We start from the raw sequence: 14,304 nt of genomic DNA, 5'->3' as shown, positions 1-14,304 counted from the left end.
GTTTATTATAGAAGCATCAAATCACAAAAACGAAAATAAAAAAAAGCTGTCAAAAATTAATTTGACAGCTTATAAAGGAAACTTAGCTAACTAACCTAAAAACTGAAGATAAATTCTCCTTTTAACCAAAAACAGTATTAAATTTTCTTTTCAAGGACTAATATACTCTCTATAGTTCCAGCAGTACCGAATTCTTTTAACTCAATTCTACCAGCTGTAATACTTGTTATTTTCCATCGATGGCTTAACACATTAAATGGTGCAATATTTTCAAAAAGCATTCCTAAATACAAGCCTTCTTTTCTGTAAGCCAACCACGAACCGTTGATGGTGCCAAAATTTGGATCTGTAACCTTAACTCTTCCTGATATTAAGAAGTCTAAAGTGTACATGGCATAATTTTCAGTTTTATCAATGTCGCCAGCTTGGTATTTTGCAACTTCCCATGCTCCTGCAATAAGTGATGCATCAATAAACTTTAAGTCATCATCAACATCAGGACAATGTCTTTCCAACACCATTTTATTATTGGCATTTTCAAGTTTAATTAAACCAGGCTCCAAAAATGTTACTAACCATTCCAGCTTTAAATCTGGCCTTCCTTCTAAATCTATTTGTAAAATGAAACCAACATTTCTAACAAGTACTTGATAAGTACCTACAACAAACTCTCCATTTACACGTATTTTAACCTCGTTGTTTGGGAAGAATTTTAAAGGTGTTCCTATATAATCTTTTTCATTATCCGTACCATTGATACTTAAACGGGCAACTCTCCAAAAACATTGTTGCAAATAGTTTTCTATGCGCTCTTTTGTGATATCTACAACAATATCACAGTTTTTCTTTAAGATGATTTTATTACCACCTTCGGTATACAACTTGATTCTTCCATACTCGATTTCATAAACAAACCATTCCAAAGTGAAATCTACCAAGGTGTCAAATTCTAATTTAAGAGCAACACCATTATCGGTAACACGGGTACTCCAAGCACCTGTTAATATGTCCCCTCCTCGTTTGTGAACTTTAACAACACCATCTTCTTTAAACACCATAACATATTCTAAATAGATATCAGTTAAATTATTTAGGTTTCTATTAACTTCATAAACCACCCACGGACAGGTTTTTAACAGTTCCTCTAAACGATCTTGAGTAAAATCATCATCATTATAGTTGTTATCATCGTCTTCATTACAAATGTCCTTAGCTTCCCTAATCGTGTTATGTAGCTCTAGGTTATTGTTTACCTCAATGGTCGAACCATCAGCCAACTCCATGGTTACAGGGAAATTAAGACTTGCAAAAACTTCACCTTGTTTAACTCTTTTAATAAACAGATATAATTGTCTATCGCTTTCAATAGTAACCACGTCAATGACTTGAAATTGTGTATTATAAACTGAAAACGATATGGGGTATTGAAAATCGATACATTCTATATCGTCATCTTCTTCATTTTCACCTTTACACTCTTTAATAAGATTTTCCAAAGCATCTCTATTTTCTATTGTCACTTCGGTGTAATCAGACATAATAACTGTAATTGGGAAAATAATTTCCAAAGTGTCATCATCATCATCAAACTCATTGAAAATGGCCTTGATAACTTTGTAATCCTCGGTGGAATCCACAGTAACCTCAAGACCATTTGCAATAACCGTTACAGGCAATTCAACAGACAAACAATTTGCTCTGTCTATGATGTTGTCTTTAGAACCGTCCATTTTGGCAGTAGCGCCAATAAATGTGGTTAACTCAGAATTTGCCGTTAAAGCTTCAGCCTCACTTGGCGGCGTAATGTCCGTAACTTCATCTTGACAAGATGTAAACAATAAAAGGGCAAAAAAAGGTAGTAGTAAAAGTGTTTTCATTTTCGTTTTCATGATATTTAGTTTTGGGTTCAACATAGCATTTTGTATATAAAACAAGATACCTTTAAAAATTCCTACCCCTTATTCGCATTTTTTTTACTTTAGCATTACCAACTTGCCCATGATTATGGAGAAACAACTACAAGAGCATATTTGTGAAGAGCGACTATTTTCTTCCATCTTTAATAAATACTCTAAAGATTTACACAACTTTTTATATTATAGGTATGGCGAATTGTTAAACCCAAAAGACAAAGTACAGGAAGCATTTGTAAAACTATGGGAAAATTGCGCCAAGATTTCTCCAGATAAAGCAAAAAGCTTTGTGTTTACCACTGCCAATAATTTAATGCTGAATGATGTCGCTCATCAAAAAGTGATCTTAAAGCATCAACAAACCAAACCAAAAATGCACACCAATGAAAGTCCGGAGTTTTTAATGCAGGAAACCGAATATATGGATAAACTCCAAAAAGCTCTTTCTAATTTAACCGAAGCACAACGTGAAGCCTTTATGATGAACCGCGTTGAAGGCAAACGTTTTAAGGAAATTGCCAAAATTTTAGATATTTCTACCAAAGCGGTCGAAAAACGTATTTATGGTGCTTTGGAAAAATTGAGACAGGATATTAAGGAGCTTTAGTAGATAGGTGTTGGAAAACTAAACTTTTAAACCTAGAACCCATTACCCTGAATCTTGAATTTTTAAACTTTTTCAAAAAAGAGGGTAGGAAAAAATAAAACATAACTGTTATATACATGAATACGCATTATGAAAAGAGAAGAACTCATATCGAAATGGCTTGATAACAATCTAAATGATCAAGAACTTGAAGCGTTTAAAAACCTTGAAGACTATGATGATTTGGTTAAGTTAAATAATGGCTTACAAGCTTTTAAGGTAGATGATTTTGATACTTCTAAAGAATTAGAAAACATATTATCTACCATAAAGGCCAAAAAAGCTGTTGACGCCAAAAAACAAACACATTGGTTAAAACCATTCATGCGTGTTGCAGCCATTCTTGCTATTTGTTTCAGTTTATATTATTACACAACCACTTTAAATACGAACATCACTACAGAAGTTGCCCAAAAAACAACGGTAGATTTACCAGATGAATCTACCGCCATTTTAAATGCAAAATCCCTCTTGGCTTTCAATAAAAAATCATGGAAAAACCAACGCGATGTAGAACTTGAAGGCGAAGCTTTTTTTAAGGTCGCTAAAGGCCCTACATTTCATGTTATAACAAAATCAGGAACCGTGACGGTTTATGGTACTCAATTTAATGTAAAACAACGGGACAATTATTTTGAGGTTATTTGCTACGAAGGGTTAGTTGGCGTTATTTATAATTCCGAAGAAACAAAATTAAAAGCTGGCGACAGTTTTTTAATTATCGATGGGAAAATAATTGCTAAAGAAAAAGAAAACCGCACAACACCTTCGTGGCTAAATAACGAAAGTCAATTTAAAAGTATGCCTTATAAAGAAGTTTTAGCTGAATTTGAAAGACAATATGGCGTTACTTTTAATCAACAAAACATTGATAACAAACAGTTATTCACAGGTAATTTTACCCATGAGAATATTGATATTGCATTAAAATCCATTACCTTACCCTTACAGTTAACATATAGTAAAACCAACCATACTATAACTTTAAAAAGTGAGTAGAAAAGGGATTCTTTCTATTTTTATTTCCTTGTTTTTTTTGAATATGGGCAAGATTAATTCCCAAATTATTCAAGAAGAAAAGCAACCTCTTAGTAGCATTTTAAAAATTCTTGAAACACGTTACAACATTAGTTTCTCTTACGCTGATGCTGCCATTGAAGGTAAAGAAGCGATGCTTCCTGCTGAAAATTTAACGCTTAATGACGCTTTAAATAGCATCAAAAGAAATACCGAATTAGATTTTGAAATATTAAACAATCGCTTTATTGTAATAAAAAAAAACGAATCTGATAATAAAGAAGCCACTCTAACAACCCAACGTCTAGAAGAAGTCGTAGTTACAAATTACCTGACTTCTGGTATTACCAAATTAAATGATGGTTCCATTTCTATAAAACCAGAAACCTTTGGCATTTTGCCTGGACTTATAGAACCTGACATTTTACAGACCATTCAAGCGCTTCCTGGCGTTTTTAGTATAGACGAAACCGTTTCCAATATTAACGTTCGTGGTGGCACGCATGACCAAAACCTATTGCTTTGGGATGGCATCAAAATGTATCAATCGGGTCACTTTTTCGGTTTAATTTCTGCCTTCAATCCATACACCACAAAATCTGTTAACGTGTCTAAAAATGGCACAAGCGCAAAATATGGTGATGGTATTTCCAGTATTATTGATATGCAACTTTCAAATACTATAGATAATGAACTCAGAGTTGGCGCGGGTTTTAATTTAATAAATGCCGATGCCTATGCCAAAATACCTTTATCAAATAAAACCGAATTACAACTATCCGCGCGTCGTTCTGTAACCGATTTATTCATTACGCCGACATACGACCAATATTTCAAACGTATTTTTCAGGATTCCGATTTAAGTAAATCAAATAGCAGCTCCATTTCCAAGAACGAGGATTTTTATTTTTATGATATTGCCGCTAAATTTTTATATGACATTACTAAAAAAGATAAGGTTCGATTTCATTTCCTAAATGTCAATAATGATTTGGTTTATGAAGAACAATCAACTGCCAATAACCAAAGTGAGGCTTTCAATAGCAAACTTTCGCAACAAAATCTGGCTGGTGGCATTACTTATATTAGAGGTTGGAATGAATATTTATCCACCACCTCACAAGTATATGTTTCTAATTACGATTTAGATGCTACCAATTACGATATTTCAAACGACCAACGTTTAATACAGGAAAATGAAGTGTATGATGGTTCTGCAAAATTCGATATTGATTACACTCCAAACAACCAATTCAAAATAAATGCCGGTTATCAATTTATCGAGGTTGGCATCAGCAATCTTGAGGATGTCAATAACCCTATTTTCAGAAGTTATATAAAAGAAGTGATTAGAAGCCATGCCTTCTATGCCGAAACGTCACTGCTTTCAAACAATGCTAAAACAAAATTAAAATTCGGAACACGATTAAACTATTTTAATAAGTTTGATATGTTTTTGGTGGAGCCGCGCTTAAGTTTCAGTCAACGGTTTTTGAACGATTTTCGTTTTGAAGTTTTAGGTGAAATAAAAAGCCAGACCACCTCACAAATCATCGACTTACAAAACGATTTTTTAGGTATTGAAAAACGCCGTTGGATTTTAAGCAACAACAACGATATTCCCGTAATCAAAAGCAAACAAGCTTCTATCGGACTTCATTACAACAAAAATAAACTGCTAATAAGTGCCGAAACGTATGTTAAAAAAGTAGATGGCATCACCACCAGAAGTCAAGGATTTCAAAACCAATATCAATTTGTAAAAGCTATAGGAAGTTACACTATTAAAGGTCTTGATTTTTTAATCAACAAGCAATTCAATGATGTTGTTAGTACATGGCTAAGTTATTCGTACAGCAAAAATGATTATATGTTTGATGACTTAAACAATGGTGAATCCTTCCCAAATAATGCCGATTTAAGACACACGTTGGCTCTTTCCGGCACTTACTCTATAAATGATATTAAATTCGCTTTAGGATTAAATTGGCATTCTGGAAGACCAACCACATTGCCTATTGATAGTACCGACGGCATCATAAATTACGAATCGCCTAACAGTTCCAATTTAGATGATTATTTAAGAACCGATTTTTCAGCAACCTATGCGTTTGATATTTCCGAAAATTCTAAAGCGACCATCGGTGCATCTATCTGGAATGTTTTAAACAAAAAAAACACCATCAATACGTACTACACTTTAGACAATGACGATATGATTACTAAAGTTGAAAATCTATCTCTAGGGATTACTCCGAATGTTAGTTTTAGGGTTCAATTTTAGACAAAAAATTTTAATTTATTTTTATAAAACCTTAATGATTCAACCGGTATTTTTTGAAAATATTTCAGCAAAATATTAATTATAAAATAGCTCATTCTTCAATAGATTTTTCAATTTTTTACACATCATTTGCAGTAACTATATTTTTGTTATATTAGCAAATAAAAACTTACATTTAAGTCTAAAATACATCAAAAAACACTATATAGATTTTATCTATACTGTACATTTAAAAATCATATTATCAATATTTTAAAAGTTTTATATAAAGTTTTAGTTTATATTTTTAAAAATAGATACTGAAATCATAAATTCTAAAGAAATCATTAAAATATATCAACTAAATATGCGAAAAAAGCAAGTAAAAAATCCGGAAATATGCACCATTAAAAAATGATTATTTTTGATTAACCCCCACTCCTATTTGTAACATTTAAAACATTTAGAATACTAATAAAGTAACCAAACCAAAACATTGAATAAAGAACTAGAACATAGCTTTGTTGAATTGCTTGAAAAGCATCAAAACATCATCCATAAGGTGTGCCGTTTGTACACCAATAATTATGATGCGCATAACGATTTGTTTCAAGAAATCACTATTCAACTTTGGAAAGCCTACCCAAAATTTAGGGGCGATGCTAAGTTTAGCACTTGGATGTATCGGGTGGGTTTGAACACCGCTATCACACTTTATAGAAAATCTAAACGCAGCATCAATACCCAACAATTTGATGGTGTTGAATTCAAAATGAAGGCAGAAGATTATGATGATACCGAAGAGCAACAACTTAAAACATTATATAATGCCTTACACCAATTAAACGACATTGATAAAGCACTGGTTTTTTTATACCTAGAAGATAAAGACTATACTGAAATTAGTGAAACCATGGGGATAAGCGAAGTGAATGCCCGAGTGAAAATGAACAGGATCAAAACAAAACTTAAAACCATACTAAATCCTTAATTTATGGATGAATTAGAATTATTAAAAAAAGATTGGAATAAAGAAGATAATAAGTATCCTAAATTAACTTATAATGAAATTTATAAGATGATTTTAAAAAGGTCTTCTTCCATTGTTAAGTGGATATTTATCATAAGCTTGCTAGAATTTATTTTCTGGACATTCATCTCGCTATTGCTAAAAGACACTGAAAGCATGAAGCGTTTTGACCAATTTAACAGTGATGCTGTTTTCATCCCCTTAATGGCTATCGGCTATGTTATACTAGCATATTTCTTTTATTGTTTTTTTAAAAACTACAAAACCATTTCGGCAACCGACAATGCCAAAGTGCTCATGGAAAATATTCTTAAAACCCGCAAAACGGTTAAACAATACGTTGCTTTTAATTTAATTTACTTAGTAATCTCCACCATAATCATCTTAATTTTTGAATTCAATAAAGACTCTATATTCATAGAGCAAGTAAATCAAGCCACGGCCAATGGCCAAGCATTAAAATTCTACGTCTTGTTTATAATAACGGTCCTTATACTGCTAGTTGTTGCTATTGGGGTTTTACTACTGTTTTATTGGGCAGTTTATGGTTTATTATTAAAACGTTTAAACAGAAATTACAAGGAATTACAGAAGTTGGATGAATAAATTAAAATCCATTAACGGCAATAACTTCACCAACCTGCATCGTGTTTAGATGAATGGTTCCAACCCGAACCCGAACTAACCGCAAGGTTGAAAAACCCACCGCCGAAGTCATTTTGCGGACTTGCCTAAACTTGCCTTCGTTTAGGGTTATGGAAATCCATGATGTTGGTCCGTGACGGGCATCACGTATTTTTTTAGAACGTTCGGGTAAATTGGGATCTTGTTCCAACTTAAAAACAGCACAAGGTTTGGTTTGGTATTTCTTGCCTTCAAAGCCAATTTCCACACCTTTTGAAAGTTGCCCAATAGCATCTGGTGTGATGTCACCATTCACCAAGGCATAATATTCCTTGTCTACTTTTTGACTGTTGATAAAATCACTCATTTTACCATCGGTAGTCAATAATAAAAGACCCTCCGATTTTTCATCCAACCTACCAATCGCCATAATACCTTCTGGAAAATCATGCAGTAAACCCAAGAATTTTTTCGACTGTTGTTTGCTGGCGTTACTGGCAAACTGACTCAAATAACCATAAGGCTTGTAGATGATAAAGTGGCAGTGATTGATTTTATCTAAACTCATGATTTATTAAAAGCCATTATAATATTTATCAGTTGTCAGTTCGAGTGAAATATTGAGGCACGAAATATTTTGTATCGAGAACCTTTTAAGTCACGATGCTTCTCGATACAATTTCCTCATACTTCGAAAACCACTCGAAGCGACATTCGTTGGCTTATGCATTATTTTAAATGCTTTCGGTTAAAATATTATATACAAGCTCTTTAGTTGGAATATGTCCGTTTACTTTATGTCGCACTATTTCAAAAGACACCCTAAAGTCGCATCCTGATTTATAGTTGCTACACCCATAAGCGGTTTTCCCTTTCATGACCGTTCCTTTTTTGCATTTCGGACAAACCAATGTTTCAGGTATCGCTTTCGTGAAAGATTTCTTAGGTTCTAACACCAATTTGAAATCAGGATCAAAACGCAGCAAACCTTCCACCGTTCCAGCATCGATTTTGAAATCCTTTAAATTGACCGTGCTGCCTTTTTGAAGCAATCTCATGTATTGGTTCTCCGATATTTTTTTGCCAGCATAGATAAACGGCAACACAAAATCGCAACCAGACTTATAAGCACTGCATCCATAAGCCGATTTCCCTTTTAATAAAGTCGCTCGCTTGCATTTTGGACATGTTTCGGTACTTATACCTGTCGCTTTCGTTTTCGCCTCTTTAAACGCTTGTTTTGGCGTTGCAGCAGCATGCGAAATATTGGCACGAACCACTTCTCGACGTACATCAGACACCAAGGCATCCACCATATGTTTCATGTTATTGATAAACGCGCCCGCCGTAAACGTGCCTTTTTCAATATCCTTTAATTGCTTTTCCCATGAGCCAGTCAGTTCAGCGGATTTCAACAAATCATTCTGAATCGTATCAATCAACTGAATGCCCGTTTGGGTTGGTAAGACTTGTTTTTTGTTCCTGACAATATACTTGCGTTTAAAAAGCGTTTCAATAATGTTGGCTCGTGTAGATGGTCGCCCAATACCGTTTTCCTTCATTAAATCGCGTAACTCGTCATCGTCCACTTCTTTCCCTGCCGTTTCCATGGCACGCAATAACGAGGCTTCGGTAAACTGATTCGGCGGTTTGGTTTCCTTTTCTAAAAATGAGGGTTCGTGTGGTCCCGTCTCCCCTTTTACAAAAGTTGGCAAGATATCTGGCTCTTTTTCTTTGGAGTTCGCATCCTCGAAAACCACACGCCAGCCTTTTTTCAAAATCTCTTTTCCAGTAGCTTTAAAAGGAACCTCTGCTGCTTTGCCCATCACCGTGGTGTTTGCCACATCACAATCCTCATAAAAAACCGCAATAAATCGCCGTACGATGATATCATATACTTGTTGCTGATTGTATTGCAAATTGGTTTGCATGCCTGTGGGAATGATGGCATGGTGATCGGTAACTTTTTTATCGTTAAACACTTTAGGCGACTTTTTAATCTTTTTTCCTAAAAGTGGTTGCGTTAAGGTTGTATAATTGGTGAGCTTTTGTAAAATACCCGATACTTTTGGATAGATATCGTTTGGTAAAAACGTGGTATCGACTCTTGGGTAGGTCACTACTTTTTGTTCATATAATGTTTGCACAATTTTTAGCGTATCGTCTGCCGAAAATCCAAACTTATTATTGCAATACACCTGCAAACCTGTTAAATCGAACAGCTTGGGTGCATATTCATTACCTTTTTTCTTGTCAACGGACACAATTTCAAAATCACTTTCCTTGACCTTATTGGCTAAAACGGCACCCGCTTCTTTATCTAAAAAACGACCCTCTTCATAACTAAAAAGCGTATCCCTGTACAAGGTTTGTAATTCCCAATATGGTTGTGGTTTAAAATTTTCTATTTCCTTAAAGCGGTTTACCACCATCGCCAAAGTTGGGGTTTGCACACGCCCAATGGACAACACTTGTTTATTAGCACCGTGTTTTAAAGTATATAATCTGGTGGCGTTCATGCCCAATAACCAGTCACCAATGGCTCTGGAAAAACCGGCGTAAAATAAATTATCGTATTGGCTGGATGGTTTTAGGTTTTCAAAACCTTCTTTGATGGCTTCAGTAGTTAAGGATGAAATCCACAACCGTTTAACTTCGCCTTTGTATTTGGCTTCGTTCATTACCCAACGTTGGATAAGTTCCCCTTCTTGCCCAGCATCACCACAATTAATGACTACTTCAGCTTTGGCAAACAGACTTTTTACAATGTTGAATTGCTTTTGTATCCCCGAATTCGCTACCACTTTGGTTTCAAATTTCTCGGGAAGCATGGGCAAATTATTTAAGTCCCAACTTTTCCAATGCGGTTTATAGTCGTTGGGTTCTTTTAAGGTGCATAAATGTCCGAACGTGTAAGTGACCGCATAGCCATTGCCTTCAAAATAACCATCACGCTTGGTGTTCGCTCCTAAAACGGAGGCGATTTCGCGGGCTACACTGGGTTTTTCGGCAATACAGACTTTCATTAAATTCTTATTTATTGGGGATGCAAAATAGGAATTTAGAAGTTGGTTTTAAAAAGGAATTGTTAGGAGTTATTAACTTGTTTTCATAGGTGGCAAATCAAACGCTTTGGCATCGTGTTCAAAATGGTTGCGGTGCGCGCCATCGCAAAATGGCTTGTTGTTTGATAGTCCACAACGGCAAATACTTACTATGGTTCTACCTTGTAATCCATACACATTCCCTTGGCTATCTACTATTTCGAAATCGCCATCTATTTTTACTGACCCGTTGCTGTTTATGATAAGTTTTGTTTTGCTCATACTTTTATTTTATTTTTTGAAGTTCAAAGTTGAGGAAATTTATTTTGATATACAATTATAGGGATTGACATTGTTAATGACATGTCATGTGAAGCAATCTGTTTGTTTTTAGTTACACATCATGAGATTGCTTGGTGCTCCCAATGAGACTTTTATCTTTTTAGAGTAAAATGTCCCATTTTACTTGTGCCATCTTCAAAAACCAATTTAAACCAATAGTCTGTGGAAGGCAAAGGCTGACCATTAAATGTGCCATCCCATCGTTGGGCAGTTAGCAAACTTTTTAATAGATTGCCGTAGCGATCGTATATATATAAATTATAATTTTGATTGGAAGTGCCTTTAATAAACCATGTATCATTCACACCATCGCCATTTGGCGTAAAAAAGCTTGGATAACCAACAAGCAATAGTTTATCTTCAAAATATCTACAACCACCCATTTCCCTACCCATAACCGTATATACGCCACCTGAAACATTGTAAAAAACAGGCTCTCTTTGAAAATGTATGCCATCTAATGAAAATTCATAAGTTAAGGCTGAATCGACATTTATTTTGACCGTATTTCTATTGTTTTCGGATGCTTCAATAGTAATGGAATAATTGTCCATTTGAATAGATTCATAAATTGAAACTTCTATATTGGCGATATCTATTCCACAACTATTTTCAACAGTATACGTATACATTCCTGGGGCATCTGTTCTAGGATTGAAAAAACCTGTGCCACTAGCAAGTGATGGACTCCAAACACCTCCGCTATCTGGACTTGCACCTAATGTACTAAACAAATCGATACCTCCACTATTGATACAAACCTGAACAGACCCACTACTTATCCCTGGATTTGCTTTAGTTACCAAAGTAACACGTATCTCTGATTTGTCATTTGAACACTCTGAATCCGGAAAATAATACGTATAGGTTCCTGATTTTTCTATGGCCGGATTGAACAAACCAATCCCGCCTGATAATTCCGGAATCCATTCGCCTCCAACATCTGGCGTTCCTCCTAATAAAGTAAATAAATTTATTGGTGTATCGGAATAACAAATAACTACGTCCCCACCAATACCCACATTAAAATTATCTGTAACAGTAACGTTTACTTCTGAAAAATCGTTGGGACACCCATTATTTGTAACAGTATAGGTATATATGCCCTGAGCATCTATTTTCGGGTCGAAAACCCCAGTTCCACTTGCTAGGGTCGGGCTCCAAACACCTCCTTGATCTGCAAATGGCCCAAGCCTTTCAAATAAATCGACTGGGGCACTTACGGTACACAATGTGATATCATTATCGTTACCTGCAAAAAGCCCTTCAAGAGAAATATTTAATTTTATATAAGCTTCACATCCACATACATCATTTTCATAGACAAACGTATAGATTCCTTCAGCATCAATACCTGGGGAGAAAAACCCATTTCTTGACAGGCTTGGCATCCATTGTCCTCTAGCACTAGATGACAAACCAACGTATGAGGCTAAATTTACCTCTGCACTGTCGGGACATAAAACCAGATCATCAATACCAATTGTACGTTCATCCTCTATTGGAGGCAATCCTCCAATAATTTTAAAACGTCTCCATACACTGGATGAAAAAGTTCCTGCCAGCAAGATACTTTCCTTAACGTAGATTTCATTCGTATATTTAAGCCCTAAACCTTCACATAAGGGATACCATTCACCTAAAGTTTGGTTAGTAACATATACTCCAGTGCTAGTGGCCGCATATATTTTATCCCCATCAATCGCGATACCATTAATTGATTTTATATCTGTATTATACAAACGCCAGCTAACTCCAAGATTATCACTTATAAACAAACCCCTATTAGTAGCTGCGTATAATTTATTATTAATCAATTGTAAATCTGAAGTTGTTGAAAACCCTCCGGGAATGGATCTGTTGTTCCAGCTTGCACCGAGATTCTCAGAAACGAATATTTCACTATTAGTTGTACTTACTATGATTGTATTTCCAATAATTTCGATGCTCTCATAATCTACATTGGTACTAATCCCGTTTGTTGAAGTTAAGGTCCATGTCACACCAAAATCTTGGGAAATATAAATACCAATACCACTAGCTCCTGTTACAAGTACACCATTATCATAGTCTAAAGCATGGGTTGCTATATTTAATCCTGGATTAAATATAAAGTCCCAACTATTTCCATTGTTTGTGGATTTGTAAACCCCATCGCCTGTTCCCAAATACATATCGTCATTAACATTAATAATGCTAGTAACATGTAAAGAATTAAATGTATTAATGCCCGTATTGATTAACTCCCAGTTTAGTCCACCATCAGACGATCTAAAAACGCCTTGATTATCTGTTCCAGCAAATATATAGGCACTATTTTCTCCAAATGATTCAATTTCCAAACCCGTAATTCCTGTATTATTGAGTTGCCATGTAGCGCCAGAATCAAAGGACTCGTAAAGTCCTTGATTGGTGCTCATAATAATTTTATTATTTAAAAAAATAAGATGATTAGCCATGGCATTAGTAGACGTGTTTTGCACCAAATTCCAGGTGGCCCCATTATCTGGCGATATATAATACCTCCCTGCTGAAGTTGTTAGATACACTGAATTACCTGTAACGCCCATACTTACAATGGAAGCATTTGTATTGACTGAGGTAGAATTCCAATTAACACCATCACTAGAAATAAAAACGGTATCATCATTGGCTACATAAAATAACCCATCTTTCACAACCATGGATTGTACGCCATTAGGCCCAATACCGGGAATGATTACTGGTTGCCATGATATCCCGTTATCAGATGTTTCAAATAGCGCACGAGATGGGTCAAGGGCAGATGAACGACCTCCAGCATAAAGCTTTGAGTTAAAATACAAAAAACTGGTGAAGCCCATATCTGTAACTCCTATACTTCTATCAGTCCAAGTAGTACCATTATCACCAGAATAATACATACCGCCTTGAGAATTTCCCGCAAAAAGTTCTATTCTATCCACAAATAAGGAATAGAATGTTTTATCCTGAATACCAGAATTTATAGGCCTCCAAGAAGCACCATTATCTGTAGAAAAAAATATGCCGCTTCTAGAAATTGAAGTATATAAAGTTGTATTGTATTCTGCCAAAGCAAGCACTTGTTCATCACAAGGCAAGCCCCAACCACTCCATTCCCATGTAGCCCCATTGTCAGATGACCTAAATATACCTGCATTGCCTGCATTTAAAACTAAATAAGATCCAGACCTAACTATGTGGTTTGTGTAAGCTCCAATTGGACCATTAGTTTGTACCCATTGCGAGAAAACAATAGAATGCATCAAGAAAGCAAAAAAAAGACAACACAGGTTTCTTTTCATTTATTAACAAAAAAAATGAGACTGAAACTAAATCTTTTTTAGGATTAAAAAAAATTTAATGAGGTATATTCGTCAAAACTTGAATTTAGCAGTCAAACTTTTCAATATTCCATATTTTTG

At 35.0% G+C, this 14,304-nt stretch carries 10 protein-coding genes; 5 read left to right on the top strand and 5 right to left on the bottom strand.

Going from position 1 to position 14,304, the window contains the following annotated elements; all coding sequences use genetic code 11:
• Positions 1 to 137 precede the first annotated feature (137 nt).
• Positions 138 to 1,889: a hypothetical protein gene (locus tag CDH50_RS13770; protein ID WP_157804999.1), complete on the bottom strand. Its 1,752-nt coding sequence runs from the start codon at positions 1,887 to 1,889 to the stop codon at positions 138 to 140.
• 115 nt (positions 1,890 to 2,004) lie between these two features.
• Between CDH50_RS13770 and CDH50_RS13765 the strand changes: the two genes are divergently transcribed.
• From CDH50_RS13765 to CDH50_RS13745, 5 genes are all read left to right on the top strand, one after another.
• Positions 2,005 to 2,520, top strand: coding sequence for an RNA polymerase sigma factor (locus CDH50_RS13765; protein ID WP_198513501.1), 516 nt, complete (start codon positions 2,005 to 2,007; stop codon positions 2,518 to 2,520).
• 129 nt (positions 2,521 to 2,649) lie between these two features.
• Positions 2,650 to 3,558 carry a FecR family protein gene (locus CDH50_RS13760; RefSeq protein WP_100612867.1) on the top strand — a complete coding sequence of 303 codons (909 nt, stop codon included), beginning with the start codon at positions 2,650 to 2,652 and terminating at the stop codon, positions 3,556 to 3,558.
• Positions 3,551 to 5,860 carry a TonB-dependent receptor plug domain-containing protein gene (locus CDH50_RS13755; protein WP_232732018.1) on the top strand — a complete coding sequence of 770 codons (2,310 nt, stop codon included), beginning with the start codon at positions 3,551 to 3,553 and terminating at the stop codon, positions 5,858 to 5,860. The genes CDH50_RS13760 and CDH50_RS13755 overlap by 8 nt, the downstream gene beginning before the upstream one ends.
• Positions 5,861 to 6,335: 475 nt before the next feature.
• Positions 6,336 to 6,830, top strand: coding sequence for an RNA polymerase sigma factor (locus CDH50_RS13750; RefSeq protein WP_100612866.1), 495 nt, complete (start codon positions 6,336 to 6,338; stop codon positions 6,828 to 6,830).
• A 3-nt stretch (positions 6,831 to 6,833) separates the two neighbouring features.
• Complete coding sequence (locus tag CDH50_RS13745) at positions 6,834 to 7,475, top strand: hypothetical protein (RefSeq protein ID WP_100612865.1); 642 nt, start codon at positions 6,834 to 6,836, stop codon at positions 7,473 to 7,475.
• 1 nt (position 7,476) lies between these two features.
• Here the strand turns inward: CDH50_RS13745 and CDH50_RS13740 are convergent, their stop codons facing one another.
• From CDH50_RS13740 to CDH50_RS13725, 4 genes are all read right to left on the bottom strand, one after another.
• Entirely contained in the window at positions 7,477 to 8,061 is a 585-nt protein-coding gene (locus CDH50_RS13740) for a pseudouridine synthase (protein WP_100612864.1), read from the bottom strand.
• Between the two features lie 166 nt (positions 8,062 to 8,227).
• Positions 8,228 to 10,519 carry a type IA DNA topoisomerase gene (locus tag CDH50_RS13735; protein WP_100612863.1) on the bottom strand — a complete coding sequence of 764 codons (2,292 nt, stop codon included), beginning with the start codon at positions 10,517 to 10,519 and terminating at the stop codon, positions 8,228 to 8,230.
• Positions 10,520 to 10,591: 72 nt separating this feature from the next.
• Positions 10,592 to 10,819 (bottom strand): CDGSH iron-sulfur domain-containing protein, encoded by a 228-nt coding sequence (locus CDH50_RS13730; RefSeq protein ID WP_100612862.1) that lies wholly within the window; start codon positions 10,817 to 10,819, stop codon positions 10,592 to 10,594.
• A 152-nt stretch (positions 10,820 to 10,971) separates the two neighbouring features.
• Positions 10,972 to 14,145 (bottom strand): T9SS type B sorting domain-containing protein, encoded by a 3,174-nt coding sequence (locus tag CDH50_RS13725; RefSeq protein WP_157804998.1) that lies wholly within the window; start codon positions 14,143 to 14,145, stop codon positions 10,972 to 10,974.
• Positions 14,146 to 14,304 lie beyond the last annotated feature (159 nt).

Origin of the sequence: Confluentibacter lentus (assembly GCF_002806995.1) — a bacterium.
Classification (GTDB): domain Bacteria; phylum Bacteroidota; class Bacteroidia; order Flavobacteriales; family Flavobacteriaceae; genus Confluentibacter; species Confluentibacter lentus.
Note: the sequence above shows the minus strand (reverse complement) of the source record. Positions and strands in the feature narration are given on the sequence as shown.

Coding starts and splice junctions, on each gene's coding strand:
- CDH50_RS13770 (WP_157804999.1), bottom strand. CDS start 1,889: ATGAAAACGAAAATGAAAACACTTTTACTACTACCTTTTTTTGCCCTT.
- CDH50_RS13765 (WP_198513501.1), top strand. CDS start 2,005: ATGGAGAAACAACTACAAGAGCATATTTGTGAAGAGCGACTATTTTCT.
- CDH50_RS13760 (WP_100612867.1), top strand. CDS start 2,650: ATGAAAAGAGAAGAACTCATATCGAAATGGCTTGATAACAATCTAAAT.
- CDH50_RS13745 (WP_100612865.1), top strand. CDS start 6,834: ATGGATGAATTAGAATTATTAAAAAAAGATTGGAATAAAGAAGATAAT.
- CDH50_RS13740 (WP_100612864.1), bottom strand. CDS start 8,061: ATGAGTTTAGATAAAATCAATCACTGCCACTTTATCATCTACAAGCCT.
- CDH50_RS13735 (WP_100612863.1), bottom strand. CDS start 10,519: ATGAAAGTCTGTATTGCCGAAAAACCCAGTGTAGCCCGCGAAATCGCC.
- CDH50_RS13730 (WP_100612862.1), bottom strand. CDS start 10,819: ATGAGCAAAACAAAACTTATCATAAACAGCAACGGGTCAGTAAAAATA.
- CDH50_RS13725 (WP_157804998.1), bottom strand. CDS start 14,145: ATGCATTCTATTGTTTTCTCGCAATGGGTACAAACTAATGGTCCAATT.